This window comes from Rhodococcus sp. NPDC059179 (assembly GCF_042754885.1).
Taxonomy (GTDB): domain Bacteria; phylum Actinomycetota; class Actinomycetes; order Mycobacteriales; family Mycobacteriaceae; genus Rhodococcus_G.
The window spans coordinates 145,105-171,034 of sequence record NZ_JBHZBV010000008.1 but is presented as its reverse complement, the minus strand read 5'-3'; the positions used below and the strand labels follow the sequence as shown (position 1 = coordinate 171,034).

The 25,930-nt window shown below is 68.7% G+C and carries 26 protein-coding genes; 17 read left to right on the top strand and 9 right to left on the bottom strand.

Annotated features, from left to right (window positions below):
- Positions 1-31: 31 nt before the first annotated feature.
- From ACFXMV_RS16925 to ACFXMV_RS16915, 3 genes are read right to left on the bottom strand one after another with little or no spacing between them, the layout of a single operon-like run.
- The gene (locus tag ACFXMV_RS16925) at positions 32-1,642 is read right to left on the bottom strand and encodes an ABC transporter substrate-binding protein (protein ID WP_378500245.1); all 1,611 of its coding nucleotides are present in this window, start codon (positions 1,640-1,642) and stop codon (positions 32-34) included.
- Positions 1,642-2,631 carry an ABC transporter ATP-binding protein gene (locus tag ACFXMV_RS16920; RefSeq protein ID WP_378500246.1) on the bottom strand — a complete coding sequence of 330 codons (990 nt, stop codon included), beginning with the start codon at positions 2,629-2,631 and terminating at the stop codon, positions 1,642-1,644. The genes ACFXMV_RS16925 and ACFXMV_RS16920 overlap by 1 nt, the downstream gene beginning before the upstream one ends.
- Complete coding sequence (locus tag ACFXMV_RS16915) at positions 2,631-3,644, bottom strand: ABC transporter ATP-binding protein (RefSeq protein ID WP_378500247.1); 1,014 nt, start codon at positions 3,642-3,644, stop codon at positions 2,631-2,633. The genes ACFXMV_RS16920 and ACFXMV_RS16915 overlap by 1 nt, the downstream gene beginning before the upstream one ends.
- Positions 3,645-3,854: 210 nt before the next feature.
- On the opposite strand from ACFXMV_RS16915, the gene ACFXMV_RS16910 reads away from it, so the two are divergent.
- From ACFXMV_RS16910 to ACFXMV_RS16885, 6 genes are all read left to right on the top strand, one after another.
- Positions 3,855-4,979, top strand: coding sequence for an ABC transporter permease (locus tag ACFXMV_RS16910; protein WP_378500248.1), 1,125 nt, complete (start codon positions 3,855-3,857; stop codon positions 4,977-4,979).
- Entirely contained in the window at positions 4,972-5,886 is a 915-nt protein-coding gene (locus ACFXMV_RS16905) for an ABC transporter permease (protein WP_378500249.1), read from the top strand. Before ACFXMV_RS16910 ends, ACFXMV_RS16905 begins: the two co-directional genes overlap by 8 nt.
- A 90-nt stretch (positions 5,887-5,976) precedes the next feature.
- Entirely contained in the window at positions 5,977-6,579 is a 603-nt protein-coding gene (locus ACFXMV_RS16900) for a TetR/AcrR family transcriptional regulator (RefSeq protein ID WP_378500250.1), read from the top strand.
- 38 nt (positions 6,580-6,617) lie between these two features.
- On the top strand, positions 6,618-7,535 hold the full coding sequence (locus ACFXMV_RS16895) for a TauD/TfdA dioxygenase family protein (protein ID WP_378500251.1): 918 nt from the start codon (positions 6,618-6,620) through the stop codon (positions 7,533-7,535).
- Complete coding sequence (locus ACFXMV_RS16890; RefSeq protein ID WP_378500252.1) at positions 7,535-7,924, top strand: YidH family protein; 390 nt, start codon at positions 7,535-7,537, stop codon at positions 7,922-7,924. The genes ACFXMV_RS16895 and ACFXMV_RS16890 overlap by 1 nt, the downstream gene beginning before the upstream one ends.
- Positions 7,925-7,944: 20 nt before the next feature.
- On the top strand, positions 7,945-8,271 hold the full coding sequence (locus tag ACFXMV_RS16885; RefSeq protein ID WP_378500253.1) for a DUF202 domain-containing protein: 327 nt from the start codon (positions 7,945-7,947) through the stop codon (positions 8,269-8,271).
- A gap of 8 nt (positions 8,272-8,279) precedes the next feature.
- Here ACFXMV_RS16885 and ACFXMV_RS16880 read toward each other — a convergent pair whose 3' ends face one another.
- Complete coding sequence (locus ACFXMV_RS16880) at positions 8,280-8,882, bottom strand: TetR/AcrR family transcriptional regulator (RefSeq protein WP_378503670.1); 603 nt, start codon at positions 8,880-8,882, stop codon at positions 8,280-8,282.
- 55 nt (positions 8,883-8,937) lie between these two features.
- Here ACFXMV_RS16880 and zapE point away from each other — a divergent pair, with 55 nt between their 5' ends.
- Complete coding sequence (gene zapE / locus ACFXMV_RS16875; RefSeq protein ID WP_378501594.1) at positions 8,938-9,894, top strand: cell division protein ZapE; 957 nt, start codon at positions 8,938-8,940, stop codon at positions 9,892-9,894.
- A 53-nt stretch (positions 9,895-9,947) separates the two neighbouring features.
- On the opposite strand, the gene ACFXMV_RS16870 is transcribed toward zapE, so the two are convergent.
- Positions 9,948-10,922, bottom strand: a complete 975-nt coding sequence (locus ACFXMV_RS16870) for a helix-turn-helix transcriptional regulator (RefSeq protein ID WP_378501593.1) — start codon at positions 10,920-10,922, stop codon at positions 9,948-9,950.
- A gap of 135 nt (positions 10,923-11,057) precedes the next feature.
- Here ACFXMV_RS16870 and ACFXMV_RS16865 point away from each other — a divergent pair, with 135 nt between their 5' ends.
- Positions 11,058-11,453 carry a RidA family protein gene (locus ACFXMV_RS16865; RefSeq protein ID WP_378503669.1) on the top strand — a complete coding sequence of 132 codons (396 nt, stop codon included), beginning with the start codon at positions 11,058-11,060 and terminating at the stop codon, positions 11,451-11,453.
- A 44-nt stretch (positions 11,454-11,497) separates the two neighbouring features.
- Here the strand turns inward: ACFXMV_RS16865 and ACFXMV_RS16860 are convergent, their stop codons facing one another.
- Positions 11,498-12,424: a bile acid:sodium symporter family protein gene (locus ACFXMV_RS16860; RefSeq protein ID WP_378501591.1), complete on the bottom strand. Its 927-nt coding sequence runs from the start codon at positions 12,422-12,424 to the stop codon at positions 11,498-11,500.
- A gap of 272 nt (positions 12,425-12,696) precedes the next feature.
- Between ACFXMV_RS16860 and ACFXMV_RS16855 the strand changes: the two genes are divergently transcribed.
- The 5 genes from ACFXMV_RS16855 to ACFXMV_RS16835 are packed head-to-tail and all read left to right on the top strand — an operon-like array spanning position 12,697 to position 16,745.
- Entirely contained in the window at positions 12,697-13,572 is an 876-nt protein-coding gene (locus ACFXMV_RS16855) for a DUF4129 domain-containing protein (RefSeq protein WP_378501516.1), read from the top strand.
- Complete coding sequence (locus ACFXMV_RS16850; protein ID WP_378501517.1) at positions 13,554-14,039, top strand: hypothetical protein; 486 nt, start codon at positions 13,554-13,556, stop codon at positions 14,037-14,039. The genes ACFXMV_RS16855 and ACFXMV_RS16850 overlap by 19 nt, the downstream gene beginning before the upstream one ends.
- The gene (locus tag ACFXMV_RS16845) at positions 14,036-14,995 is read left to right on the top strand and encodes an AAA family ATPase (protein ID WP_378501518.1); all 960 of its coding nucleotides are present in this window, start codon (positions 14,036-14,038) and stop codon (positions 14,993-14,995) included. The genes ACFXMV_RS16850 and ACFXMV_RS16845 overlap by 4 nt, the downstream gene beginning before the upstream one ends.
- Entirely contained in the window at positions 14,992-16,233 is a 1,242-nt protein-coding gene (locus tag ACFXMV_RS16840) for a DUF58 domain-containing protein (RefSeq protein ID WP_378501519.1), read from the top strand. Before ACFXMV_RS16845 ends, ACFXMV_RS16840 begins: the two co-directional genes overlap by 4 nt.
- Positions 16,230-16,745 (top strand): hypothetical protein, encoded by a 516-nt coding sequence (locus tag ACFXMV_RS16835; RefSeq protein WP_378503668.1) that lies wholly within the window; start codon positions 16,230-16,232, stop codon positions 16,743-16,745. The genes ACFXMV_RS16840 and ACFXMV_RS16835 overlap by 4 nt, the downstream gene beginning before the upstream one ends.
- Here the strand turns inward: ACFXMV_RS16835 and ACFXMV_RS16830 are convergent.
- From ACFXMV_RS16830 to kstD, 3 genes are all read right to left on the bottom strand, one after another.
- Positions 16,730-18,511 (bottom strand): cholesterol oxidase substrate-binding domain-containing protein, encoded by a 1,782-nt coding sequence (locus ACFXMV_RS16830; protein ID WP_378502311.1) that lies wholly within the window; start codon positions 18,509-18,511, stop codon positions 16,730-16,732. The genes ACFXMV_RS16835 and ACFXMV_RS16830 overlap by 16 nt on opposite strands.
- Positions 18,512-18,621: 110 nt before the next feature.
- Entirely contained in the window at positions 18,622-19,482 is an 861-nt protein-coding gene (locus tag ACFXMV_RS16825) for a MaoC/PaaZ C-terminal domain-containing protein (RefSeq protein WP_378503667.1), read from the bottom strand.
- A gap of 12 nt (positions 19,483-19,494) precedes the next feature.
- Positions 19,495-21,207: a 3-oxosteroid 1-dehydrogenase gene (gene kstD, locus ACFXMV_RS16820; RefSeq protein WP_378502002.1), complete on the bottom strand. Its 1,713-nt coding sequence runs from the start codon at positions 21,205-21,207 to the stop codon at positions 19,495-19,497.
- A 117-nt stretch (positions 21,208-21,324) separates the two neighbouring features.
- Between kstD and ACFXMV_RS16815 the strand changes: the two genes are divergently transcribed.
- From ACFXMV_RS16815 to dmpG, 4 genes are read left to right on the top strand one after another with little or no spacing between them, the layout of a single operon-like run.
- Positions 21,325-22,950, top strand: a complete 1,626-nt coding sequence (locus ACFXMV_RS16815) for an FAD-binding protein (protein WP_378503675.1) — start codon at positions 21,325-21,327, stop codon at positions 22,948-22,950.
- 23 nt (positions 22,951-22,973) lie between these two features.
- The gene (locus ACFXMV_RS16810; RefSeq protein WP_378502019.1) at positions 22,974-23,759 is read left to right on the top strand and encodes a 2-keto-4-pentenoate hydratase; all 786 of its coding nucleotides are present in this window, start codon (positions 22,974-22,976) and stop codon (positions 23,757-23,759) included.
- A gap of 17 nt (positions 23,760-23,776) precedes the next feature.
- A complete protein-coding gene (locus ACFXMV_RS16805) occupies positions 23,777-24,679 on the top strand; it encodes an acetaldehyde dehydrogenase (acetylating) (RefSeq protein ID WP_378502018.1) in 903 nt (300 codons plus the stop codon).
- 5 nt (positions 24,680-24,684) lie between these two features.
- Positions 24,685-25,737, top strand: coding sequence for a 4-hydroxy-2-oxovalerate aldolase (gene dmpG / locus ACFXMV_RS16800; RefSeq protein WP_378502020.1), 1,053 nt, complete (start codon positions 24,685-24,687; stop codon positions 25,735-25,737).
- Positions 25,738-25,930 lie beyond the last annotated feature (193 nt).

The window sequence follows — 25,930 nt, the reverse complement described above, 5'->3', positions numbered from 1 at the left end:
CGCCCGCCCCGGGGAAAGGTGAAGGTATGTCCTACTTCTCGAGGTAGGCGCCGTCGAAGAACATGACCGCGTTCAGGGTCGGGACGACGCCCTTGACGGTTGGGCTGACTGCGACGAACTCCTCGACCGAGCCGTAGCTGATGATCGGCTGGTGCTCGTTGAGGATCGCCTGGACCTCGCCCATGATCTGCTTCTGCTCGTCGAGGCTGGTGGCCGCCTTGAGCTTGGCCACCGTCGTGTCGAGCTCGGGATTGCCGAAGCCGGTCATGTTGGTCGAGCCGCCGGTACCCAGGAAGTTCGCCAGGGCCGCGTACGGCTGTGAATCCCGCAGCACCATGCCGCCGGTACCCACCTCGAAGTCGCCCTGGAAGGTCTGGGCGGTGACCTGGGCAACGGGCACGTTGCTGATCTTGACGTCGAAGCCGACCGCGTCGAGCAGCGCCTTGAGGACGATGCCCTGCTCGGTGCCCTCCGGGGTCGAGGCCATCAGCATCTTCAGGCTTCCGTCCCAGCCCTTCTCGGCCTTGACCTCCGCCACCAGCTTCTTGGCCTGCTCCGGGTCGTACTGGGGACCGGCGGTGCCGTCGAACAGGGTGGACTTCTCGCTGAGCAGGGTGGAGCCGGGATCTCCGGTGCCGCCGTTGATGCGCTGGTCGACCAGGTCCGGGTCGACCGCCGCGGCGATGGCCTTGCGTACGCGGACGTCGGTGGCGATGCCGGTGTACCCGCCGTTGCCGTTGTTGAGGACGAGGATCTTGCCGGAGTTGGCCAGCTCCGAGTAGCCCTTGGTGCCGTCCTGCTTGGCCTTCGCGATGATCGGTGCCTCGCGCAGGAACGCGGTCTGCAGCTCGCCGGTGGTGAGGGCGTCGTAGGTGGCCTGGGCGCCGGGCACCATCACGAACCGCAGGGACGCGCAGACCGGGCCGCCGTAGTAGTTGGGGTTCGGCTCGAGCAGCAGTTCCTCGCCGGGGGCGTTGCGCTTGACGGTGTAGGCGCCTGCGCCTGCGCCGACCGGGTTCAGTGCGTACTGGTCCGCCGGCATCGACTGGTAGACAGCGGGATTGACCACCTCACCGGCGGGGCCGGCGAGGACGTAGGGGAAGGTGGTCCACGGACCGTCCAGGGTGAACTTCACGGTGGTGGGGTCGACGACCTCGATGCCGGTGATCGATTTGACATCCTGGAGTGCGCTCGAGCGCAGGGCGGGGTCCCGGTGCAGTTCGACGCTGAACTTCACGGCCTCGGCGGTGACCGGGTCGCCGTTGCTGAACTTGACGTTCGGCCGCAGCTTGAGGGTCCACGCGGTGCTGGACTCGTCGGCCGTCATCGACTCGGCCATCTTCGGGGTGTAGTCGTTGGTGACCGGGTCCCAGCGCATCAGCCGGTCGAAGACCGCGGCGGACTGGCCGCCGCCGCGCGCCCCGAAGCCGCCCTGGCCGGGCGCGAAGGTGGGGAGCATGAAGTACTCGCCCATCGAGATGGTGCCGCCGACCCGCTCGGCGGTGCACCGCTCACCGCTGTCGACGGGGGTGGCGTCGCCCCCGGTGCCGGAGGCGGACGTCGAGCCGCCGCCCGAGCCGCAGCCGGCGAGCAGCAGGGCCGCGGCGACGGCCGCGGTGGTGGTCTTGGTGATCGACTTCATCAGTTCTCCAACAGGGGGTGGTGGCAGGCGACGTAGTGACCGGGCTGCACCTCGCGCAGTTCCGGTTCGACGGCGGCGCACTGGTCGGTGGACAAGGGGCATCGGGTGCGGAATCGGCAGCCCGACGGGGGATCGAGGGGGGAGGGCAGTTCCGCGTCGACCTTGCGGATGGGCGTCATCGCCTCGTCGTCGAGCGTGGGGATCGACGACAGCAACAGCTGGGTGTAGGGGTGTGCCGGCCGGTCGTAGAGGTCGAGCGTCGGCGCGATCTCACACAGCTTGCCGAGGTACATCACCGCGACCCGGTCGCTGATGTTGCGTACCACCCCGAGGTCGTGGGAGATGAACAGCATGGTCAGGCCGTAGCGGTCCTTCATGTCCTCGAGCAGGTTGAGGATCTGTGCCTGCACCGAGACGTCGAGGGCGGAGACCGGCTCGTCGCACACGAGCAACTCCGGCTCGAGTACCAGGGCGCGTGCGATGGCGATGCGCTGGCACTGTCCTCCGGAGAACTCCGACGCGCGCCGGGTGCGGGCCCTGGCGGGGTCGAGGCCGACGGCCTCGAGGACGTCGTCGACGACCTTGGTGACCTCGTCCTTGGACATCTCGGGGCGTTGGATCCGCAGGCCCTCGGCGACGATGTCGCCGACCTTGCGCCTGGGGTTCAGCGAGGAGATCGGGTCCTGGAACACCATCTGCACGTGCCGGCGCTGCTCCTTGAGCGCGTCCCCGCTCAGTGTGCAGAGGTCGATGTCCCGCAGTCGGACCGAGCCGGACGTCGGCGCAGGCAGCTGCAGCACGCCGCGCCCGAGACTGGACTTGCCGCAACCGGATTCGCCCACCAGGCCCAGTGTCTCACCGCGCACGAGGTCGAGGCTGATGCCGGAGACGGCCCGCACGGTCCCCTTCGCGGTGGGGTACTCGACGACCATCCGGTCGAGGGTGACCATGGCGTCCCCGCGCAGGTGCGCGGTGCCGGTGCCTGCCATCAGTGCGCTCCGATCAGTTCGGTGGTGGACGAGTCGAGGGGGAAGTGGCACGCGGCGGGATGCTCGCGTCGGTCGTCGTGATGCAGCAGGGGTTCGTCGGTGCGACAGCGGTCCCGGACGTACCCGCAGCGCGGTGCGAACCGGCATCCCGGCTCGAGGTGCAGCAGGTCAGGGGGGCGCCCGTCGATGGCCTGCAGCCGGGTGTGCGGGGGCAGGTCGGTGCGGGGGATGGAGGCGAGCAGTGCCTCGGTGTAGGGGTGCCGGGCCTGTCCGCGCAGGCCTGCTGTCGCGGACGTCTCGATCAGGCGGCCGGCGTACATCACCCCGATCCGGTCGGTGTACCGGGAGACGACGCCGAGGTCGTGGCTGACCAGGATCATCGCCATCTTCCGCTCCGTCTGGATGGACTGGAGCAGTTCGAGGATCTCGTACTGCACGGTGACGTCCAGGGCCGTCGTCGGCTCGTCGGCGATCAGCAGGGTGGGATCGCAGGCCAGCGCGATCGCGATGCCGATGCGTTGGCGCATGCCGCCGGAGAGCTGGTGGGGGTACTCGTCGAGGCGGCTGGCCGCCGAGGGGATGCGAACCATGTCGAGCAGTTCGAGCGCCCGTGCCCGGGCCTGCTTCCGGCTGAGGCCGAGGTGGAACCGCAATGGATCGGTGATCTGGCTGGCGATCGTGCGGACCGGATTCAGCGAGGTCAGTGGGTCCTGGAAGATCATCGCGATCTCGGTGCCCCAGAAGTGCCTGGCCTGCTTGCGGTCGAGGCGGGTGACGTCCCGGCCGTCGAAGACGATCCGGCTGTCCGGATGCACCGTCGCGGCGGACGGTGCGATGCCCATGATCGACCGGACCAGCATGGACTTGCCCGACCCGGACTCGCCGACGATGCCGAGGCTCTGCCCGCGCTCGAGGGTCAGGTCGACATCCGCGACGGCGACCAGGGGACCTCCGGGTGTGGTGAGGGTGGTGCGCAGTTTCGTGACGGACAGCAACGGTGCGGGGTCGGACATCGAGTTCTCCTCGTTGCTACGGCTGACGGATATCGCTCGGTGGGACAGCCGGGTGCGGCGCCGCGAGATTAGAGATAAGAAACACTCTTAACCGAACGATGTGCCGAGTGTCACCGAAGAATCGGGGGGTTGTCAAGGAAACTCTCACTCTGTTTAATGCACTGCATTGACGCGTCGTCGCGTCGACTTCTCCCGGAAGGGGTCCCTTACTTGCTTCGCTACACGATGGGCAAACTCGCCCATGTTGCGGTCGTGGTGGCGTTGGTCTCCACGCTGACCTTCCTGATCCTCGAACTCACGCCGGGTGACCCCGCCGCCGCGGTCGTGGGACCCAACGGCACGGCTGAGCAGTACGCGGCCGTACGGGCCGAACTGGCCCTCGACGCGCCCGTCACCGAGCGGTTCTTCAGCTGGGCGGGGTCGGCGCTGACCGGCGACCTGGGCACCTCGCTGCTGCCACCGCGCCAGGACGTCACCGACATCATCATGGCCAAACTGCCGGTGACCCTGGAGTTGGCGCTGGTCGCGATCGTGCTCTCGCTCGCCATCGCCGTGCCGGTCGGGATTTGGTCCGCCTACCGCGCGGGCCGGGCCTTCGACCGGGTGTCCTCTGCGGTGTCCTTCGCCCTGATCTCGACGCCCAGCTTCCTCGCGGGACTGCTGCTGATCTACCTATTCGTCTTCAATCACTCTCTGGCCCAACAGCTTGTCGTCGGTGTGGGAGTCCTGATCGGTGCGGCCGTGGCGCTCGGGCCGTTCCTCCGGCGCGGCGCGGGCGGCGCGCTCGGGGCCCAGTGGGGGCGGTCGCTGCTGGCAGGCATGGGAGTTGCCGCCGTGCTGTGCGTGATCGGGTACTTTCTGCCCGAGTTCCCGCGGCAGGGATTCTCCCGGCTCACCGACCCGGCGGGCCTGGGGGAGAACCTGCGGACGGTCTTCCTGCCCGCACTGACACTGGCGTTGACCGAGATCGCGATCTTCACGAGGGTGCTGCGCACCGACATGATCTCGACGTTGCAACAGGACTTCGTGCTCTCGGCCAAGGCGAAGGGCATGCCTGCCGGACACGTCCTGGTTCGGGAGGCGTTGCGCCCGTCGATGGTCTCCCTGATCACCATCGCCGGCGTCAGTCTGGGACGGCTGATCGGCGGCACCGTCGTCGTCGAGACCATGTTCAACCTCCCTGGCATGGGGACGATGATCGTCGAAGCTGTCCAGCTCAAGAATTTTCCCGTCGTCCAGGGTGGCGTGCTCGTCATCGCCATCGTCTACGTGCTGATCAATGCGCTCGTGGACATCGGATATGCCGCCATCGACCCGAGGATCCGCCGTGCCTGACACCCTGACCCCCGAATCCGTCCGGACCGCTGGCCCCACCGCCCCCGCCGCCGAGAGCAAGCCCAAGGCGCGCAAGACGCGCCGGCTGGACCTGGGCACCGCGCTGGCGCTGGCCTGGCTGGCCGTGGTTGCCATCGCCGCCGCGGTCGCGGACTGGCTGCCGCTGAGCGAGTCCCGTGACCCCTCCAAGACGCTGCTCACGCCGTCGATGCAGCCACCGAACCTGCTGTCCGCCAACCCGCTCGGCACCGACAAGCAGGGTCTCGACCTGCTCGGCGGGCTGGTCTACGGCGCGCGGGTCTCGCTGATTGTCGGGATCGGCGGGGTGATCTGCGGTGTGCTGGTCGGCGGTGCCATCGGGATCGTGGCCGGCTACTTCCGCGGCCGCACGGACACCGTGGTCTCGGTGCTCAGTGACACGATGCTGGCGTTCCCGCCGCTGATCCTGCTGATGGCCCTGGTGACGATCCTCGAGCCGAACGTCCGCAACGTCTCGATCGCGCTCGGCATCATGGTGGTGCCCACCTACATCCGGCTGGTTCGGGCCAACACCATGAGCCTGCGTTCTCGTGAGTTTGTCACGGCGGCACGATCTCTCGGGGCGAGCAATCGGCGGATCATGGTCAAGGAGATCGCGCCGAACCTGGTGCTGCCGGTGCTCTCGTACAGCTTCATGGTGGTCGCGGTGCTGATCGTCGCGGAGGCATCGCTCAGCTATCTGGGGCTGAGCATTCCGCGTCCGGAGCCGACGTGGGGGAACATGATCGCCGCGGGCCAGAGCGAGTTCCAGGACAATCCGTACCTGGTGCTGGTCCCCGGTGCCGCACTCTTCCTGACGGTGTTCTCGCTCAACAGGATCGGGGAAACCGCACGAAAGATGTGGGATCCGACCGCCAGCAAGCTCTAGTCCGAAGCGCTACGCTCTGTATAGATTATTAAGACGCTGATTTAGCGGGGTGGAAGAATGGTGTCGAACCAAGTTAGTGCCAAGGATGTCATGATCGAGGTCGCCGAACGCATGTTCGCCGAACGCGGTCTGGACGGGGTATCCATGCGGGATATCGCGTCGGCGGCCGGGCAGAAGAACAACTCGGCCGTGCAATATCACTTCGGTGGCAGGGACGGGCTCATCTTCGAGGTGTTCCGCCGGCGGATGGCGACCGTCAACGCCGCTCGCGAGAAGTTCATCGCCACGATCGACGCCGAGGGCCGGGGTGAGGACGTGCGCGCCCTCGTCGAGGCGGTGGTGCTGCCCCTGGCGGACTACATCGCCGAACGCGGTGTCGATTCCTACTACGCGCAGTTTCTGGCGCGGGTGTCGCCTGCAATCGACTTCGACGAACCCGACATGGCCGCCATCTCCGCGGGCAGCAGGGAGGTTTCCCGACGCCTGATGGGCGTCCTCGGCCACCTGCCGCGCCGGGTGGCGGTGGCCCGGGTGGACCTGATTCTCAACATGGCGGTATCGGCGCTCGCGACCTTTGAGCAACGCCACGCAAGCGGAAACATTGTGGTGCACACGAGTTTCGAGGACACCGTGCACCACGTGATCGACATGTCAGTGGGGGCGCTTGGCGCTCCCTGTTCGCAAACGGATTGAGTCGGCGACGCCCGGCGAACAACACAAACGGAGGAAACTTGTCAACTCTGACCACGTCGCGGACGGTAGAGATCGGTGGGCATTCCATCGAGTTCGGTCCACGCGGAATGCGTTTGAACGCGGACGGTGTCGAATCGATGCCGTACGAGCGGTTCGAGGTACGGCCTGTGACGCCGTTCATCGGTGCAGAGATCCACGGGGTGGATCTGCGGGACCCGAGTGCCGAGGTGATCGACGACCTGCGTCGGGCACTGCTGGAGTGGAAGGTGATCTTCTTCCGAGATCAGGACATCAGCAGTGTGCAGCACCGCGACTTCGCCCAGCGCTGGGGCGAATTGGAGGTACACCCGCTGCTGCCGCAGGGCGAGGTGCCCTCGGTGGTTCGGTTCGAGCGCGGGGAGGACAGCCCGGGCACCGAGAACATCTGGCACGTCGACGTGACGTGGCAGCAGCGTCCACCGCTCGGGTCGGTGTTGCGTGCCATCGACGTGCCACCCGCAGGCGGGGACACGCTCTGGGCCGACATGGGCAATGCCTACGATTGCCTGTCGGATGAGGTCAAGGCTCGTATCGACGGCCTCGATGCCGTGCACGATTTCATGCCCTCGTTCGGACGGTCGATGGCACCGGAGAAGCAGGCCCAGATGCAGGAGCTGTACCCGCCGGTGCGGCACCCGATCGTGCGCACCCACCCGGAGACCGGCCGCCAGACGCTGTTCGTCAACAGCCTGTTCACCACCCACATCCCCGACCTCGACCCGGCGGAAGGGGAAGCACTGCTGCGGCACCTCTTCGACCAGGCCAAGGTTCCGGACTTCCAGTGCCGGTTCCGGTGGCAGCCGAATTCCATTGCCTTCTGGGACAACCGGGCGACCCAGCACTACGCTGCCAGCGACTACTTCCCGCACCGACGAGTCATGGAGCGGGTGGCCATCCTCGGTGACGTGCCGCGCTGATGCGGCGGGAAGGGGCGTTGACTGTGGCTGACCGGCAGTGGCGCCCGCGATCTTTTCGTGAGGGGGCCGACCCGGACCCACGGTTCACGCTGGCCAACGAGCGAACGTTCCTGGCATGGATCCGCACCGCGATGGGTCTGGTTGCCGCGGCGGTGGGCTTCGAAGCATTCGGATCCGATCTCGTCAGTCCCGCAGTGCATTTCACGCTGGTGATTGGACTGCTGGTCGGCGCGGCGCTGCTCGCGGGCTTTGCCTTCCTGAGGTGGATCGGGGTAGAGGTGGCGCTGCGGCGGGGACGCAGCCTGCCGGTCCCTGCGCTCGGCGCGCTGCTCGCAGTGCTGGTGGTCGGCGTTTCGGTGATCTTCCTTGTCGCACTGACCGTGCAGTGACTCCTTGTGCAGGGACGCAGTTGTCGGGTCGGACCGACCCGGGTCTGCAACCGGAGCGGACCGAGCTGGCCTGGGTGCGGACGGCCGCCAGCCTGGCGGCGGTCGCGGTGCTCTACCTGCGGTTCGCGCCTGCGCCCTGGACCGCAACAGCCGTGGCAGGCGGGTCGGCCCTGATCGTCGCCGCGGGGGTGCTCGTCTCGTCTTCTCGCCGCCACGAACGGGCCTGCGCGGGTTTCGCCGCGGGGCGAGCTAGGCCAGCAGTACTGCGCAATGCGGTGCTGGTCGCGCAGGTTCTCGTCCTGGCCGTCGTTGCGGGGGCGGCAGTGACACTCGAGTTCGTGGGCTGACCCCCCACTCACGCCCGGGCCGTCAACCCCCGCAGGAACGTTTCGATCGCGGCCGCGAGCACACCGGCGCTGGCGGCCGTGCCGGGTTCAGGGCCCTCGAGTGCCCTGGCCCCGACGGTCCGGTCGAAGACCAGACCCTCCAGGAGTGCGATCAGGTTCGCCGCGTCCCGGTCCGGGTGGTCGGTGCCGAGCGCGCTGGTGAGCTCGACCGCCCGCTCCGGTGAGAACAGGCTCACGGCCAAAGCGGCCTGGATCTGCTTGTCGTGCACCATTTCCAACGTGAGGGCATAGCGGGCGCGGAGGTCGCGGGTGCGGCCGGAGAGCAATCCGTCGACGTACGCGCCGATCCCCTTGGCGATGTCGGCGATGTCCGCGTCCGCAGCGGGCTCGAGCCGGGAACGGGTGAACTCGCGGCGGGAGCGGTCGGTGAGGTGCCCGACCGTCGCGATCAGCAGGTCGCGTTTGGTCCGAAAGTAGTAGGACGTCGAGCCTGCGGGAAGTTCCAGGCGTCGGTCGACGCCGCGGTGGGTGAGCGCCCGGATGCCGTCCGCGGCGATGATGTCGAGCGCCGCGTCCGCGATGCGAGTGCGCCTGTCGGTGGTTGCCGGCACTGATGTTGCTCCTATCACGTTGATCTCACTGACTCTACATTTGTAGAGTCGCGGCATGGAATCGACCAGGATGGACGCATTCGACCGGGCCGCGTGCGACGCCGGATTCGTGCTCGATCCGGCGCAGCGCGCGGCCGCCGAGCGCTTGGCCGCACTGGACCTCGCCGCCGGTCGCGGCGTCTACCTGTGGGGTCCGGTGGGCAGGGGTAAGACCTGGCTGATGGACGTGTTCCGCGACGGCCTCGGCGAGGTCGCGACCCGGCGGGTGCACTTTCACGACTTCTTCCGCCGTCTCCACACGCTCGCGCACAGCGACGGGATCGAACGCGCGATGGATCTAATGCTGGACCGGTGCGAGATCCTGTTCTTCGACGAGTTCCACGTACACGATGTCGGCGACGGCGCGCTGTTGACGAGGCTGCTCGGGGCGCTGCGAGAGCGCGGGGCGACGCTGGTGGTCACCTCGAACTATCCGCCGGACGGGCTGATGCCGAACCCGCTGTTCCACGAGACGTTCGTGCCGACCATCGAGGTGCTCAAGGAGCGGATGGAGATCGTCGAGGTGTCGGGCGCCGTCGACTACCGCGGGCCGGGGACCGGTGCGCGGCGATTCGGTGCGGGGCGGTACCTGCCCGACGCGGCCGCACTGAAGTGGCCCACGGCAGGCGATCGCGTCACGCTCCGCCCGACCACGCAGCCCATCACGGCACTCTCGGCAGCAGGCGATCTTGTCTGGTTTGAGTTCGCGGACCTGTGCGAGCGGCCGACCTCGACGCTGGACTACCTGAGCCTGGCGGCGGCATTCCCACGTTGGGTGCTGAGCGGTATGCCCCAGATTATCGACGCGAGTCCTGATGGGGTGCAGCGATTCTGCAATGTCGTCGACATCCTCCACGACCAAGACACCGAACTGACCGTGGTCGGTGCGGATTGGCGGGCCTCGGGACCCGAGCCGGTCGCGGGCGGGCTGGACCTGGCGCGCACCCGCAGCAGATTGGCGCTTCTGGGATGAGCGGCGGGCGGTCCGGATCGCCTCGTCGGCGGCCTGGCAGCAGGCGACAACTCTCAGGATGACTCTCTGTAGCGGGCGGCAATCGAGGCGGCGCGGTTGCGCAGAGAAGTACGCAACGACCGCGGGGCCAGGGCTTCCACATCCGTGGTGAGCTGCCACAGCGCCCATTCGGCGTGTCGTGAATCTTGGAAGGTCACCTCCATCCGCAGCCAGCCGTTGGCGTCGGGTTCCTCGGTCCGGACGGCCAGCGCGGTGCTCACCAGGTCCTCCCGCCGCACCGGGTTCACCCGTACCAACACGGCGACTTGGTCGCCGCCGGTCCGAAACTGTGTGCTGCGTTCCTGCCAGGCCAGGTCCAGATCGACCCGGTCTGGTCGCTGTGCCGGTTCGGAGAGTTCCTTTGCAGCCAACACCCGCGACAGCCGATAAGTGCGGTTCGCGCCTGATCTCGTGGCCAGCAGGTAGCCCCGGTCGCGAACGGTGACCAGGCCGATCGGGTCCACCGTGCGCCACTTCGGGGTCTGGTCGACGGCCGCATAGTGGATATGCAGCTTGTTTCCGGCGAACACCGCGCGCCGGACCTCGGCCAAGACGGTGCCGGACACCTCCTCGGCGACCAGCCGACGCGAGAGCAGATCGGTCGCTGGGTCGATGAGCAATCGCTCGGCCACGTCAGCTGCGGTGTACCGATAGCTTTCGGGTAGCGCGTCAACCACCTTGAGCATCGCCGAAGCAAGCGCCGAGTCGAGGCCGAATGCCTGCGCGCCGCGCCGCGATCCGGCGACCAGCAAGGCAAGCGCCTCGTCGTGGTTCAGCCCGGTGAGCTCGGTCCGAAACCCGGGCAACAACGCGAAACCGCCGCGCCGACCGCGTTCGGCGAAGACCGGGACCCCGGCCGCGGACAGCGCCTCGATGTCGCGCAACACGGTGCGGGTGGACACCTCGAGCTCGTCGGCCAGCTCGGCCGCAGTCAGCCGCCCGCGCTGGCGCAGCAGCAGCACCAGCGACACCAACCGGTCGGCACGCACCCGAAAATCCTATCGAAATACATGACAGAGGATGTCGTGATTCGCTGGGAGGCTGACCACCACGACGTCACGGACCGGTGGCCACGGGGCCGACGGAGTGGGTCGTCAACGAATCGAACGGAGGCCGATGTGGTCGTGGAACGAACGGCAGTCAACCCGGTGACGTGGTCGGTGGAGATGGGCTTCAACCAGGGTGAGCTCGTCTCCGGGCACACCCGGACCCTGTATTGCAGCGGGCAGACCGCGATGAGCGGCGACGGCAAGCCCCAGCATCCCGGTGACATGGCGGCGCAGTTGGCGCTGAGCCTCGACAACGTGGAGGCCGTGCTCGGAGAGGCCGGGATGTCCCTCGCGAACCTCGTCCGGCTCAACGTCTACACCACCGACGTGGACCTGCTCTTCCAGCACTACGGCCTGCTGGCGTCGCGGTTGGGCGCCTCCGGGGTGGCCCCGACCACCACCATGCTCGGGGTCACCCGGTTGGCGATCCCCGGCCAGATGGTCGAGCTCGAGGGCACCGCCGTCGAGTGATGCCACCTCGCCGCCTCCGGTAGGCCTGCCGGGGGCGGCGCGCCCTAGCCGGCGGCGGGGTCGAGGTCGCGATCGGTCGATGACCCCGAGGGCGCCGATGGAGCCTGCTCGTCCCCGCGGCTGCGGGTGATCAGCCACCCGAAGACCGCCGCGACAGGGAACATGACCACGCCGTACACCGCGGCGGGAACCGCGATGCGCGTGCTGTCGAGCAGGCTGATCGCGATGGTGATCGCGAGCGTGCTGTTGTGAATGCCGATCTCCATGGAGCTGGCGATCGACTGGCGGCTGGCGATGCCGAGCCGTCGCGGCAGGACGTACCCGATGCTCAGGCTCAGGACGCAGAAGATCAACGCGATCAGACCGACGTCCGCCAGGTACCCGGTGACGTTCTCGCGCTCGGCGATCACCGTGCCGACGATGACCAGCGCGAGGACCACGGCCGACCCGATCCGCACGGGGCGGTCCATCCGATCCGCGAAGGCGGGCCACACCCGCCGGACCCAGACGCCGATGGCCACCGGGATCAGCACGATCGCGAAGATCTGCACCACCTTGGAGAACTGCAGGCCGAGCGAACCGGTGCCGTCCGACGGGTCGAAGTATCCGAGGGCGAAGTTGGTGATCAGTGGCAGCGACACCACCGCGATCACCGAGTTCACCGCCGTGAGTGTGACGTTCAGCGCCACGTCGCCGCGGAAGAGGTGACTGAACAGGTTCGCCGTTGTCCCGCCGGGGGACGCGGCCAGCAGCATCATGCCCACCGCCAGCAGGGGCGGCAGGTCGAACAACAGCACCAGCCCGAAGGCGATCGCAGGCAGGAGGATCAGCTGGCATACCAGGGCGATCGCGACGGCCTTGGGGTGCCTGGCCACCCGCGCGAAGTCCCCGACGGTCAGGGACAGGCCAAGGCCGAACATGATGATCGCCAACGCGAGCGGCAGTGCGACCGTGGACAGCCCGGAATTCATCGCAGATCCCCGTTTCCTGGAAGTCGCGCGACGTGCGGGGCGCCGCTGGCAGAGTCTCGGCGCAAAGATACGGGTGTCGGCGACGGAATTCGGCGTATCGCCCACATTCGTGACGGACGGGGCGGGCTCCATCTCGTCGCCGTCCTGATCGCCGGGTCCGCGCTGGCCAGCGGGCCCGCCGGAGTCTTTACCCTCCCGCTGACCCGGCACCGTGCGACGATGGAGGGGTGGGTAGGGCGGTCGGTCGCACAGCCACGGTTATCGCGTTGATCGTGGTGAGCGTCCTTGCGCTCCGCGGCTACCTGCCCGATGCCGAGAAGCCGCCCCCGCGGCCCAGCGTCGACGGCACGGGCGCGCTGGTCGCCATGCTCGTCATCGCCGCGCTCGCGGTCCTCGTCGCTGCGGTCGCACTGGTGGCGATGCTGGTGCTCGGCCCGACCAGGAGGCCGGGGAGCCCGGCCCCGACGTGGGTGGGCCATCGGCCCGCGCCGGGGCAGTGGTGGCGCGGGGTGGCGTGGTTCGGGTTCGCGGGCCTGGTCGTGGTCGCCGCGCTCGCCCTCGCGCCGAATCGAAACCGGGCATCGACGCCCGATCCGGATCGCGGCACGACGGATCCGAACGTGCCTGCGGTCGCGCCGCTACCGGCTCCCCGCGGCGGCGAGATCTGGCCGGACATTCTGCTGGTGTTGCCCCTGTTGGTCGCGCTACTGCTGGCCGGGGCCGTCGCCCGCGCGCGGCTCATGGTGTCCGCCCGGGACGCCGCACGCGAGGAGGGTGCGGACACCGTTGCCCGGCGGGCGACTTCCGAATCATTGCAGCGGGCAGCGGAACTGGGGCTGGTCGAGGTCTCGAACGCCGGTGCGGACCCCCGCGCGGCCATCATCGCCTGTTACCTGGCCATGGAGCGGGGCCTGCGCGAGGCGCCCGACGCCGCGCCCCTCGAGTCGGACACCCCGACGGAGGTGCTGGCGCGTGCGGTGCATCATGGCGCGCTGCACAGGGCGAGCGCCACCGCCCTGGTCGGGCTCTTCGAGGAGGCCAGGTTCAGCGGGCACGAGATGACCGAACGCCACCGCGACACGGCGGCGACGCTGCTGCGCTCGGTACTGGCCGAACTGAGGGAAACACGATGCGCCGCGTCGCCGTGATCGGGATCGTTCTCGTCGCGGCGCTCGAGGCTGTGGCGCTGCTGGCGGGCGCTTCGGCATCGGCGCTGATCGCGGTGGGTATGTCGGCGGCCGTGGTGATCTTCGCGATGCGTCGAACGGTCGACGCGGTCCGGGCGTCCGACGGTGGCGTCCCCGCCCAGAATTCCCAGCAGGAGATGTTGCGGCGCTGGCAGATTCGCACCGAGACGCTGGTGAGCTGGGCGGACGGTTCGCGTGCGGACTGGGATCGGCACCTGCGGCCGCTGCTCGCTCGCGAGTTCGTGCACGCGAGCGGTCCGCGCGGTTTCCGGGAGCACGCGGACCTCGAATCGGCAGGCGCCGTGATGTTCGGTGCGGACCTGTGGCGGTGGGTGGACCCGGCCGGTGCGCGAGCGGGTGACCCGGACGCGCCCGGCCCCGGGCGCGGCGCGCTCGAGCGGATCCTGACCCGACTGGAACAGCTGTGACAGCCGCGACGCAGGCCACCACCGCGCGCGCCGAGGCGGTCCTCGCCGAGATCGAGCGCGTCGTGGTCGGCAAGCGGGACGCGATCACCACCGTGCTGCTGGTGGTCCTGGCGGGTGGACACGTACTGATCGAGGACCTGCCAGGGCTGGGCAAGACGCTGATCGCGCGGTCTTTCGCGGCGGCGCTCGGGCTGGAATTCACCCGAGTCCAGTTCACCCCGGACCTGCTGCCCGCCGACCTCCTCGGTTCGACCATCTACGACATGCAGTCGGGACGGTTCGAGTTCCGCGCCGGACCGGTGTTCACCAACGTTCTTCTCGCCGATGAGATCAACCGCACACCACCGAAAACGCAAGCAGCGCTGTTGGAATCGATGGCGGAGGGTCAAGTCAGCATCGACGGCGTCACCCGACAGCTGCCGGAGCCGTTCATCGTGCTCGCGACCGACAACCCGATCGAATACGAGGGCACCTACCCGCTTCCGGAGGCGCAGCTCGACAGGTTCATGCTGCGGCTGCGGCTGGGGTATCTCGGCGCGGTGGACGAGCAGGAGATGCTGCAGCGGCGCCTGGACCGCGGCGCGGCGACGGTGGCGGTGCGGGCGATCGTGACGGCCGAGGAGCTGCACGCCATGAGGGGCAGCGTCGAGCAGGTCTCCGTGCATCCCGACGTGCTCCGGTACGTCGTGTCACTGGCGGCCGCGACCCGCTCCCATCCCCAGGTGGAGGTCGGCGCCAGTCCGCGGGCCGAGCTCGACCTCGTGCAGCTCGCCCGCGCGCGGGCACTCCTGAACGGTCGGGACTACGTCATACCCGAGGACGTCAAGGCGCTCGCCGCACCAGCTGTGGCACACCGGATCTCGCTGCGACCGGAGATGTGGGTGCGCCGGATCCACCCGGAGGAAGTGGTGGCCGACATCCTGCGCCGGCTGCCGGTACCAAGGGCGAGCGCGTGAGCACCCTCGACTGGCGCGCCTCACCCGCGGCGGCTGCACTGGCCACCTGTTCGGCCACCGCACTGGTCGTCGCGCTCGCCGTCGGCCGGCCGGAGCTGCTGGTCTTCGCCGCGCCGATGCTCGGCGCGCTCGCGGCGCGCGCGGTGCTGCCGCGCCCCGTCGAAGGGGTGGCCGTGCACGGGGCACCGGAAACGGTCCGGTTGTTCGAGGGGGAATCGGTGCGGCTCGCGGTCGCGGCGGACCCGGCAGGCCGCCCGCAGGACTGCGTGGTTCGGCCGATACCGCAGGAGGGGCTGGAGTTCGGCCCGATCGGCGAGGGTCCGGACGCCGCGCACCTCGGCCTGTCGATCACGGCCCGACGGTGGGGGAGCTATCGGCCGCGGGTGGCTGTCACCGCGACCGCGGCAGGCGGGTTGTTGACAGGGGCGGCGGTGGCCGAGGTGGCCAGGATCGACGTGTTCCCACTGGTGGATCCGACTCAACCGGGGATTCCGCGGACGAACCTGCCCGATCGGTTCGGCGCGCATCCGACCGACCGGCACGGGCCGGGGGTGGAGTACGCGGACATCCGGGCCTATGTACCCGGCGACCAACTGCGAGCGGTGAACTGGCCGGTCAGCGCGCGGCGCCGCGCACTGCACGTCACCGAACGCCGCACGGACCGGGCCGCGGACGTCGTCGTGCTGATCGATGCGCACCCACAGGCGCCCGGGCCAGCGAGCGAGAGCCTGGACAGATCGGTGCGCGGCGGTTGCCAGGTCGCGCAGGCGGCGCTGCGGCGCGGTGACCGCACGTCGGTCGTCGTGCTCGGGGACGGATCCCGCTGGCTCGGACCCGATCTGGGTCGTCGGCAGTTCTATCGCATCGTCGAGGCCGTGCTCGGGGCCGGGGAGCGCGCGCTGCCGCTCGAGGGCACCCTGGTGCCGCGACCCGCCGTGCCGCCGGGCGCGGTCGTGATCGCCTTCTCCACGCTGCTGGACACGGACTTTGCGCTGTCCCTCCTCGACCTCCGCAGGCGGGGCCGCGCCGTGGTCGTGGTGGACGTGCTCGTCGGTCCGCCGTTCGGGGACAAGCTCGATCCGACCGTCGCCCGGATGTGGCGGCTCGAACGCCGGAACATGTATCGGGACCTCGGCGTCCTCGGGGTGGATGTGGTCGAGTGGCAGGAGGATTCGTCGCTCGAACGCGTGCTGGCCGGGCTCGGCCTGCGCGGCAGGCGGGCGGTCGTGCGGCCATGAATGTGCGCGTTGCCGATGTCGTGGCCCCTGCGGCGGGCTGGTCGATGAGCGTCGCCGTCGTCCCGCATGCGCAGGTGCCCGCGCTGATCGCGGCTGGCCTCGCCGCGGCCGGGGTGCTCGCCGCACGGTGGAGCAGGATCGCCGTCGTCTGTGCGGTGCAGGCGGCGCTGCTCGCGCTGGCGCTGGGCGACCCGACGCCGGTGCAGGCGGGCCTCACGGGCGTGGGGGCGACGATGTTCACGATGGCCGCCCATGCGGCGCATGCCCCCGTGGTGGCCGTCGCCGAATCGCGCCTGGTGTTGGCGGTGGCGGTCGTGAGTGCGGCCGCGGCCGTGTCGGTGTTCCTGCTGCCCGCGGAGATCCCCTGGCTGCCGCTGGTCGGGCCGGTCGCCTGCGTGGCGGTGTACGCCTTGGTTCTCGCGCCCTACGTGGCTGCGGGAAACGACGAGGGGCCGCGCTCGCGATCGGCGAGCACGGCCCCTGGTGGGTCGAGCGGCTACGGCAGCAGCTGATCCATGAAGGTGTTGCTGTAGATCCGGTGCGGATCAAGGGTGTTGAACGTCGTGCGCGCGGTGTCCCAGTTGTCACCCGCGGGTACGCCGTCGCGGAAGCTCTGCGGAAGCGTACCGCCGATGATGTTGCCGTCGGTGTACGGCTTATCGGGGCCGAACGCCCAGCCCTTCGACCACTCCGGGCGGAACGTGTAGTCCGCGCCGGTGTAGTGCGAGCGCATCCACTGCTCCATCTCGCGGTAGAACGCGAACATCCCGGGGGTGCCGGGAACGCCGAGCACGTTCAACCAGATCGCGGTGTCCCACTCGGGGTGGTCGGGACGCGGCCGCATCGCCGAGATCGTCGGCGCGCCCGCGGACGGGACCTTGACGTCCGCCGCCTCGTCGAGGCCGCAGCAGCGGATCTCGACGGGGCCGTTGAGCGGGTACTGGCCCTTGGACCTGTAGAACTCGATGCGCTCGTTGAACCAGTTGGCGAAGTCGTGGATGACCCGGCCGATGTTCGCGCGGTTGGTGATGACCGCGCCGCCGCCCTCGGTCAGTCGCAGCGTGGTCGCCTTGATGTAGAACTGGATGTCCTTCGACCAGCCCCAGATATCGGTGGCGCCGGTCGCGGCGAGTCCGGCGACCGTGGTCGTGTACATCATGTTGCCGAACGCCGGGGCGATGCCGGGGGCGCCCGCGTTCATCTGTCCGAGCAGGTCGGTGAGCGGCTCCGGCAGGTTGTCCGAGAACGGGTAGTTGTACGGCCCGGTGACCTCGCGTGACCCGGCGGGCTTGTTGGGCGCGAGCGACCACACCTTGAGCCACGGCTTGTCGGTGAAGGGGTACCAGATCGCCTCGACGCCACCGTTCTGCGCGACGTAGCTCTCGAAGGTGCGACCGGAGGCGCCCTTGGCTCCGAACAGCTCGGTCCACTTGATGTCGGTGTGGCTCTGGCACCGCATCCGGAAGTTCGGCCCGGCCTGCAGGGTCACCGAGGTGAGGAAGGTGCGGCCGAGGTTGGTCAGCAGGGGCTTGATCTGAGGGTCGTTGCGCGAGTAGGTCTTCTGCGCGTACGCGGAGCCGTCCCAGACCACGGCGGTCAGTGAGGTCACCAGGTTGCTCAGCGACCCGTACGTGTGACCGGGCATGGTGCCCTGGCCAGCCGCGGGCAGGGCGGCACCGTGTGCGTCCACGGCCAGCGAGCCCGCGATGGACAGCACGCCCGGAGCGGGAAGGTTCGCCCAGCCGAGGCCCTGTGCCTGCAGCGCGGTCGTGATCGCGTCCAGGGTGGCGCCCGGGCCCGCGGTGACGGTCGCCGGGGCGCCGCCCGCGTTGATCGAGATGCCGTTGAGGTGCTTCATCGTGTCGACCAGGATGACCTTGTCGACGGGGGCGCCGTTGACGACGGTCAACGGGGTCCAGCCGTGCATGGCGCCGCGCGGGCGCAGCTTGTACCCGTTGGCATGCGCCCAGTTCGCCAGGCGGACAACGTCCTCCGCGGTCTTGGGGTGACACGTCCAGACGGAGTCCAGCATGATCTCCTTGGACCAGTTCTGGTATGCCTGCTGCGCGAGTTCGACGCCGCCCGGGAAGTTCGGCGGCGCGGGGAGGGTGGTCCCACCGCCCAATGAGCCCGAGCCGCCGGCCGAACCCGACGAGCCGAACGGAATCGCGTAGACGGGCGTCCACGCGCCCACCGCCGTCGCTGCCAGGGCCCCCGCCCCTGCCGCGAGGAATCCCCGCCTGGATAAGCCAAGACGCTTATCGTTCGAATCGGGCATGCGTTTACTCCAGTCGTAGTGAGAGAGGGGGAAGGAGTTGCTGTCGTTGGGGTTGGGTCGACCGGTCGGCCGTCCTGGGTACGGCCGACCGGTCTGTCGTGCTTGTTGGATCAGGCGAGCGTGAGGACCACGTCGGCCAGGGCCGGCGAGTCATCGCGCTCGAGAACGCTGGCCGAGATGAGCAACCGGCCTGCTTCTTTCCAGATCCGGATCTTGAGGGTCTCGCCCGGGTAGACCACCCCGGCGAATCGGGCCTTGTAGCCCTTTACCTTCGAGGCGTCAGCGTCCAGAGCGGCATCGACGGCGGCCTTGCAGACCATTCCGTAGGTGCACAACCCATGCAGAATAGGCGCAGGAAAGCCTGCCGCGCTGGCGAATTGGGGATCCGAGTGCAACGGATTCCGGTCACCGCACATCCGGTACAGCAATGCCTGCTGCGGCAGGATCGGTGCCTCGACCTCGAAGTCGGGTGCCCGGTCGGGAAGCGCGACCGACTCCGACGGGCCGCGCTCGCCGCCGAAGCCGCCCTCGCCGCGCGCGAAGATGGACGAGCGCGCGGTCCACAGCGGATTCCCGTCCAGGTCGGTCGTGGTGGATTCCTGGACGATGACCGCGGCCTTGCCCTTATCCCACACCTCGGAGATCCGGGTGGTGGTGCGGGCGCTTCCCTCCGCCGGAATCGGCTGGTGCACGGTCACTTCCTGGCTGCCGTGCACCACTTTCGCGAGGTCGATCTCCACGCCGGGGAAGGACACCTTCGGCGCCTCGGTGGCATGGATGTTGGCCACCACGGTGGCGAAGGTCGGCAGCACCTGCGGCTTGCCGTCCTCGAGGTAGCGCAGTTCCCCGGCGTCGAGCGGGCTCGCGCCCGCGCCGATGCCGAGGTGGTAGAGCTGCACGTCCGAGCTCGTCCAGGAGAACTCCTGGGTGGGCAGCTCGGCGCCGATCGCGATGGCGGGATCGATGGGCAACGTGACGTCCTGTCAGTTCGAAGTGGCGGGGGTGGTGGCAGATTCGGCGCTCGCGCCCGACTTCGCCTTGGCTGCGATGTCCAGTACCGCGAGGTACGCGAAGGTCATCGCGGGGCCGATCGTTGCGCCCGGTCCGGCGTAGGTGTGGCCCATCACCGGCGCGCTGACGTTGCCCGCCGCGTAGAGGCCCTCGATCACGGTGCCGTCCTCGCGCAGCGCGCGGCCGTCGACGTCGGTCTGGATGCCGCCCTTCGTGCCCAGGTCGCCCGGCACCATCTTGATCGCGTAGAACGGGGCCTTGCTGATCTCGGCGAGGCTGGGGTTCTTCAGCCGCGGGTCACCGTAGTAGGCGTCGTACCCGCTGTCGCCGCGGCCGAAGTCTTCGTCCTTGCCGTTGCGAGCGAAGCCGTTGAAGCGTTCCACCGTCTGGGTGAGGGAGTCGACGGGAAGCCCCGTCTTCTCGGCGAGTTCGGCGATGGTGCCCGCCTTGACCACCACGCCTGCCTTGAGCCAACGGCCGGGGAAGGGGGAGCGCGGCGTGATGCCCGCAAAGGTGTAGCGGTTGCGGTAGCGCTGGTCCAGGATCATCCAGGTCGGGATGTTCTCGCCCGGGCCCTCGCCCTGGCCGTACTTGCCGCCGTACATCATGTGGGTGGCCTCGACGTACGGCGCGGCCTCGTTGCCGAAGCGCTTGCCCGAGGTGTTGACCATCATCGAGCCGGGCAGGGTCCGCTCGGACAGCGCGAACCAGGGGCCGCCGGTCAGCGGGATGGACGGACCCCACCAGGCGTCGTCCATGAAATCGACAGCGGCGCCGAGCTGCTGGCCCGCGAGAATGCCATCGCCGGTGTTCGCCTTGGCGCCGACCGTCCACTCGGTTGTGATGGGGGCGCGCTGGTACTGCGTGCGCATCTCCGCGTTGTGCTCGAATCCGCCGGAACCCAGCACAACACCGTGCTTGGCGCGGATGACCTGCTCCTCGCCGTCGACGAGAACCTTCACGCCGCGGACGACGCCGTCCTCGGTGTACAGCTCGGTCAGCGGCGTGTTGAGCAGGATCGGTACACCCGCGTCGCGCAGACCGATGCGCATGCCTGCGACCAGGGCCTGCCCGCGGACCAGCAGGTCCTTGCCGGTGGCCTTGGCTGCCAGGAACCGCAGGCCGACCTTCATCGCGCGCATGGGCCCGCGGCGGTTGCGCATCAACAGGTTCAGCCACTTGTAGTCGGCCTGCGTGATGACGAAGTTCTTGGGCGCCTTGACGTAGTCGGGCTCGAGGTTCTTGCGGTCGTCGCCGAGTGCGTTGCCGTCGAAGGGGGTCGGCTCGACCGAGCGTCCGCCGAGGCGTCCGCCGGGGGCCTCCGGGTAGTAGTCCGAGTAGCCGGGCACCCACTGCAGCTTCAACGCGCTGTTGCGCAGCACGAACGAGAGCATCTCGGGTCCGCGGTCGAGGTAGGTGTCGATGCGCTCGGGCGCGACGACGTCGCCGATGATGCTGTGCAGGTACTCGCGCGCTGCCTCGGGGGTGTCGGTGACGCCGTCGGCCTGGAGCACCTCGTTGTTGGGGATCCAGACACCGCCGCCGGACCTGGCGGTCGATCCGCCGTAGTGGGCGGCCTTCTCAACGATGACGACGCTCAAACCCTGGTGTGCGGCGGTCAGTGCCGCGGTCATGCCTGCCGCGCCGCTGCCGACAACGACGATGTCGTATTCCTGCTTGCTCATGTAGAACACGTTATAGAATGATGGGGGTCTCAGTCCATGCTTTCTGCCAGGAAGTATTCCTGGGTTCCGCGGAACACGCTGGACGCAAACGGCAACACGTTCAGTGTGGAGAGGGGACTGATGAGGTCCTGGGACATGTCAACCGACATTGTGGTGGTCGGGTGTGGAGTCGCCGGTGCGTCGGCGGCAATCGAGGCTCTCGATGCGGGTGCGAACGTCGTCGCCGTCGACCGGTTCGCCGGTGGCGGGGCCAGCACCATCTCCGGTGGCATCGTCTACGCCGGCGGCGGCACCTCGGTGCAACGTGAGGCGGGCGTGGAGGACAGTGCCGACGCCATGTTCGAGTATCTGAGCCTCGAGGTCGGCGACGCCGTCCGGCCCGAGACGTTGCGCAGGTTCTGCGAGAACAGCGTCTCGACCGTGGACTGGTTGCAGTCGAACGGAGTCCCGTTCGAGGGGTCGCTGTGCCCCTACAAGACCTCCTACCCCACGGACCGGCACTACCTGTACTACTCCGGGAGCGAGGCTGCGGGTGGCTTCCGCGACGCCGCCACGCCCGCGCCCCGCGGGCACCGACCGAAGGGTAAGGGCACGTCCGGGAAGATGCTGTACCGCCCGCTGGTCGAGTCCGCGCTGGCCAAGGGGCTGCGACTGGAAACGCAGACCCGCGCGGTTCGGCTGGTCACCGACGATGCCGGCACGGTGGTCGGTGTCGAGTGCCTGAGCCTGCGCGATGCACCCGCCCGGGTGCGTGCCCGGCACGCCCGGCTCGCGTCGCTGTCCTCCAAGCCGGGTGTCTACTATCCGCCGCTGCGCAAGGCGATGGACAAGCAGATGGCACGAATCGAGGCCCGGTACGCCAGGCCGTTCCGGATCGAGGCGCGGTCGGGGGTGATCCTCAGCGCGGGCGGCTTCTTCGCGAACCGGGCGATGGTCGCCGAGCACGCACCGCGCTACCTTGGCGGGTTGCCGCTGGGCACCTCCGGCGACGACGGTAGTGGCATCGCCCTCGGCACCGCCGTCGGCGGTGCCACCGACAAACTGTCGAACATCTCGGCGTGGCGGTTCATCGTGCCGCCGACCGCGTTCCTCGGGTCGCTGCTGGTCGATAGGAAGGGGGAGCGAAAGGTCGACGAGTCTCGCTACGGCGCCGCGCTCGGGCACGCGATGATCGCCGAGGGTGACGGTCACGGCTGGCTGGTGGCCGACGCCGACCTGGTCGCGGAGGCACGCTCGCAGATGGGCAACCGGACCACCTGGTTCCAGCGGGTGCAGTCCGAGACGATGATGCGGATCGACGGCACCACGGCCGGCACCCTCGACGAACTCGCCGCGAAGGTGGGTATCGACCCGGCGGGGCTCGCCGCCACCGTGGCCGCGCACAACGACGCGATCATGGCGGGGACATCCGATCCGATGGGTAAGCCGGACGAGTTCCGTCGCCCGGCCCTGACCGCGCCGTTCTCGCTGTACGACGTTTCCCTGAAGAAGAGCCTGAGTAATCCGCTGCCGATGATCACCCTCGGGGGACTCGTCGTCGACGAGGACACCGGTGAGGTGCTGGCCGCCGACGGGGTTGCGATCGAAGGCTTATACGCCGCCGGCCGGACCGCCGTCGGAATTTGCTCGAACTCCTACGTGAGTGGGCTTTCGCTCGCAGACTGTGTGTTCTCTGGTCGTCGCGCCGCAGCGCACGCCGCTCGCCGCGGGGTTGCGCGTTCGGAGTCCGCCTCGACCGCATAGCTTGCGACCGAGGGGGAAACCGAGTGCTGTCGACGGAATCGCGTATCGAGGTCGCGGACCTCCTCCACGCCGCCGAGAAGGGGTTCGCACCGCTCGAACCGCTGGCAACGCTCTTCCCGGACATCGACATGGTCGACGCGTACGAGATCCAGTTGCTCAACATCCGCCGCCGAGTGGAGGCCGGGGAACGGGTCGTCGGGCACAAGGTCGGGCTCACCGCCAAGGCGATGCAGGAGATGTTGGGGGTCTCCGAACCGGACTACGGGCACCTGTTCGACACCACCGAACTGCACGAGGGTGAGCCGGTTCAGTGCGCGCGCTTCCTGCTGCCGCGGGTGGAGATCGAGGTCGCGTTCGTGCTCGGCGCGGACCTGCCGGGAGCGGACTGCACCGTCGACGACGTGATGGCGGCGACGGAGTTCATCGTCCCGTCGATCGAGTTGATCGACACCCGGATCAAGGAGTGGCGGATCGGGCTCGTCGACACGGTCTCCGATAACGCCTCGTACGCGGGGCACGCGCTTGGCGCCCAGCGGGTGCGGCCCGACGACATCGACCTCACCGCCATCGACGCAGTGCTCGCGATCAACGGCGAGCGGGTCGCGGAGGGGCGCAGCGACGCGGTGCTCGGCCATCCGGCACGCGCGGTCGCCTGGCTGGCTCAGACGGTGGACACTTTTGGTGTACGCCTGCGCGCCGGTGATGTCGTGCTGCCGGGGTCGTGCACCAAGGCCGTCGACGTTCGGCCGGGCGACCACGTTCGTGCCGAGTTCAGCGGGCTGGGGACGGTGTCCATCGAGTTCGTCTAGGAGGAGTTGATCATCCGATGACCAAGGCAAGCGTTGCGATCGTGGGCTCGGGCAATATCAGCACCGATCTGCTCTACAAGCTGCAGCGTTCGGAGCGGCTCGAGCCGCGCTGGATGATCGGCATCGACCCGGCCAGTGAGGGGCTCGCGCGCGCCCGCGGCATGGGCCTCGAGACCTCCGCGGAGGGCGTCGACTGGCTGCTGGCGCAGGACGAGAAGCCGGACCTGGTCTTCGAGGCGACCTCCGCCTACGTGCACCGCGCTGCCGCGCCGCGGTACCAGGAGGCGGGCATCCGCGCGATCGACCTCACCCCCGCGGCCGTCGGGCCCGCGGTCGTTCCGCCTGCCAATCTGCGCGAGCATCTCGACGCCCCGAACGTCAACATGATCACGTGTGGCGGCCAGGCCACCATTCCGATCGTGTACGCGGTCTCCCGGGTCGTCGCCGTGCCCTATGCCGAGATCGTGGCGTCGGTGTCCTCGTCCTCGGCCGGGCCGGGCACCCGCGCGAACATCGATGAGTTCACCAAGACGACCAGCCGTGGGATCGAGGTGATCGGTGGTGCTCGCAAGGGCAAGGCGATCATCATCCTGAACCCGGCCGATCCGCCGATGATCATGCGCGACACCATCTTCTGCGCGATCCCCGAGGATGCGGACCGCGCGGCGATCACCGACTCCATCCACCGTGTGGTGGCCGACATCCAGCAGTACGTGCCCGGATACCGGCTGCTCAACGAGCCCCAGTTCAACGAGCCGAGCGAGGTGTCGGGCGGCTATGCGACCGTCACGACCTTCGTCGAGGTCGAGGGCGCGGGCGACTTCCTGCCGCCGTACGCGGGCAATCTCGACATCATGACGGCGGCGGCAACCAAGGTGGGCGAGGAGATCGCCCAGAAGCTCCTCGGCGTGAGGGCGTGAGGGCGATGGCACCGGTCGACGGCAACGTTCATTTCGACGTTTCATGGGACATCCGGGTCACCGACACCTCCCTGCGGGACGGGTCGCATCACAAGCGGCACCAGTTCACCGGAGACGAGGTGCGGGCGATCGTCGGCGCGCTCGATGCGTCCGGGGTGCCGGTCATCGAGGTCACCCACGGCGACGGACTGGGCGGATCCTCGTTCAACTACGGCTTCTCCAAGACCCCCGAGCAGGAACTGATCAAGATCGCGGTGGACACCGCGAAGCGGGCGAAGATCGCCTTCCTGATGCTGCCCGGTCTGGGCATCAAGGAGGACATCATCGAGGCGCAGGACAACGGCGCGTCGATCTGCCGCGTGGCAACGCACTGCACCGAGGCCGACGTCGCGATCCAGCACTTCGGTCTGGCCCGCGAGCGCGGCCTCGAGACCGTCGGCTTCCTGATGATGGCGCACACCATTGCGCCGGAGAAGCTCGCGGCGCAGGCCCGCATCATGGCCGACGCCGGCTGCCAGTGCGTGTATGTCGTCGACTCTGCGGGTGCGCTGGTGCTCGAGCAGGTCGCCGACCGGGTCGAGGCACTCGCTGCGGAGCTTGGCGGCGACGCCCAGGTCGGCTTCCACGGACACGAGAATCTCGGTCTGGGCGTGGCGAACTCGATCGCCGCGGTGCGTGCCGGTGCCAAGCAGATCGACGGCAGCACCCGTCGTTTCGGTGCGGGTGCGGGGAACACGCCAGTCGAAGCGTTCGTCGGCGTCTGCGACAAGATCGGCGTCAAGACGGGCATCGACTTCTTCGCGATCGCCGACGCCGCGGAGGACATTGTCCGCCCGACGATGCCGGCCGAATGCCTGCTCGACCGCCAGGCCCTGATGATGGGCTACGCCGGGGTCTATTCCAGCTTCCTCAAGCATGCCGAGCGCCAGGCCGAGCGGTACGGCGTCTCCGCCGCCGAGCTGCTGGTGCGCGCAGGCAAGCGCAAGCTGGTCGGCGGCCAGGAGGACCAGCTGATCGACATCGCGCTCGAGCTGCAGCGGGAAGCCGCCGCCGGTTAGGAATTCTCCCACCTCCCCAATGTCACATTGATTCGCGTGAGCCGAACCAATGTGACATTGGGGAGGTCTTGGGTCGGGTGGATACGCAAGAGGGGCGGGGGGGCGGGGGGGGGGGGGGCCCCCGGGGTGGGATGGGGTGGGTGTTAAAAAAAAAAAGAAGGCGAACACAAACAACAAGTAATTAGAGGGGGTG

Excerpts from the sequence above, each read along its gene's own strand:
- ACFXMV_RS16890 (WP_378500252.1), top strand. The coding sequence starts at position 7,535 with ATGCGGCGGGAAGGGGCGTTGACTGTGGCTGACCGGCAGTGGCGCCCG.
- kstD (WP_378502002.1), bottom strand. The coding sequence starts at position 21,207 with ATGAGCAAGCAGGAATACGACATCGTCGTTGTCGGCAGCGGCGCGGCA.
- ACFXMV_RS16805 (WP_378502018.1), top strand. The coding sequence starts at position 23,777 with ATGACCAAGGCAAGCGTTGCGATCGTGGGCTCGGGCAATATCAGCACC.
- ACFXMV_RS16915 (WP_378500247.1), bottom strand. The coding sequence starts at position 3,644 with ATGTCCGACCCCGCACCGTTGCTGTCCGTCACGAAACTGCGCACCACC.
- ACFXMV_RS16860 (WP_378501591.1), bottom strand. The coding sequence starts at position 12,424 with ATGAATTCCGGGCTGTCCACGGTCGCACTGCCGCTCGCGTTGGCGATC.
- ACFXMV_RS16925 (WP_378500245.1), bottom strand. The coding sequence starts at position 1,642 with ATGAAGTCGATCACCAAGACCACCACCGCGGCCGTCGCCGCGGCCCTG.
- ACFXMV_RS16920 (WP_378500246.1), bottom strand. The coding sequence starts at position 2,631 with ATGGCAGGCACCGGCACCGCGCACCTGCGCGGGGACGCCATGGTCACC.
- ACFXMV_RS16835 (WP_378503668.1), top strand. The coding sequence starts at position 16,230 with ATGAATGTGCGCGTTGCCGATGTCGTGGCCCCTGCGGCGGGCTGGTCG.
- dmpG (WP_378502020.1), top strand. The coding sequence starts at position 24,685 with ATGGCACCGGTCGACGGCAACGTTCATTTCGACGTTTCATGGGACATC.
- zapE (WP_378501594.1), top strand. The coding sequence starts at position 8,938 with ATGGAATCGACCAGGATGGACGCATTCGACCGGGCCGCGTGCGACGCC.
- ACFXMV_RS16900 (WP_378500250.1), top strand. The coding sequence starts at position 5,977 with ATGATCGAGGTCGCCGAACGCATGTTCGCCGAACGCGGTCTGGACGGG.
- ACFXMV_RS16830 (WP_378502311.1), bottom strand. The coding sequence starts at position 18,511 with ATGCCCGATTCGAACGATAAGCGTCTTGGCTTATCCAGGCGGGGATTC.
- ACFXMV_RS16850 (WP_378501517.1), top strand. The coding sequence starts at position 13,554 with ATGCGCCGCGTCGCCGTGATCGGGATCGTTCTCGTCGCGGCGCTCGAG.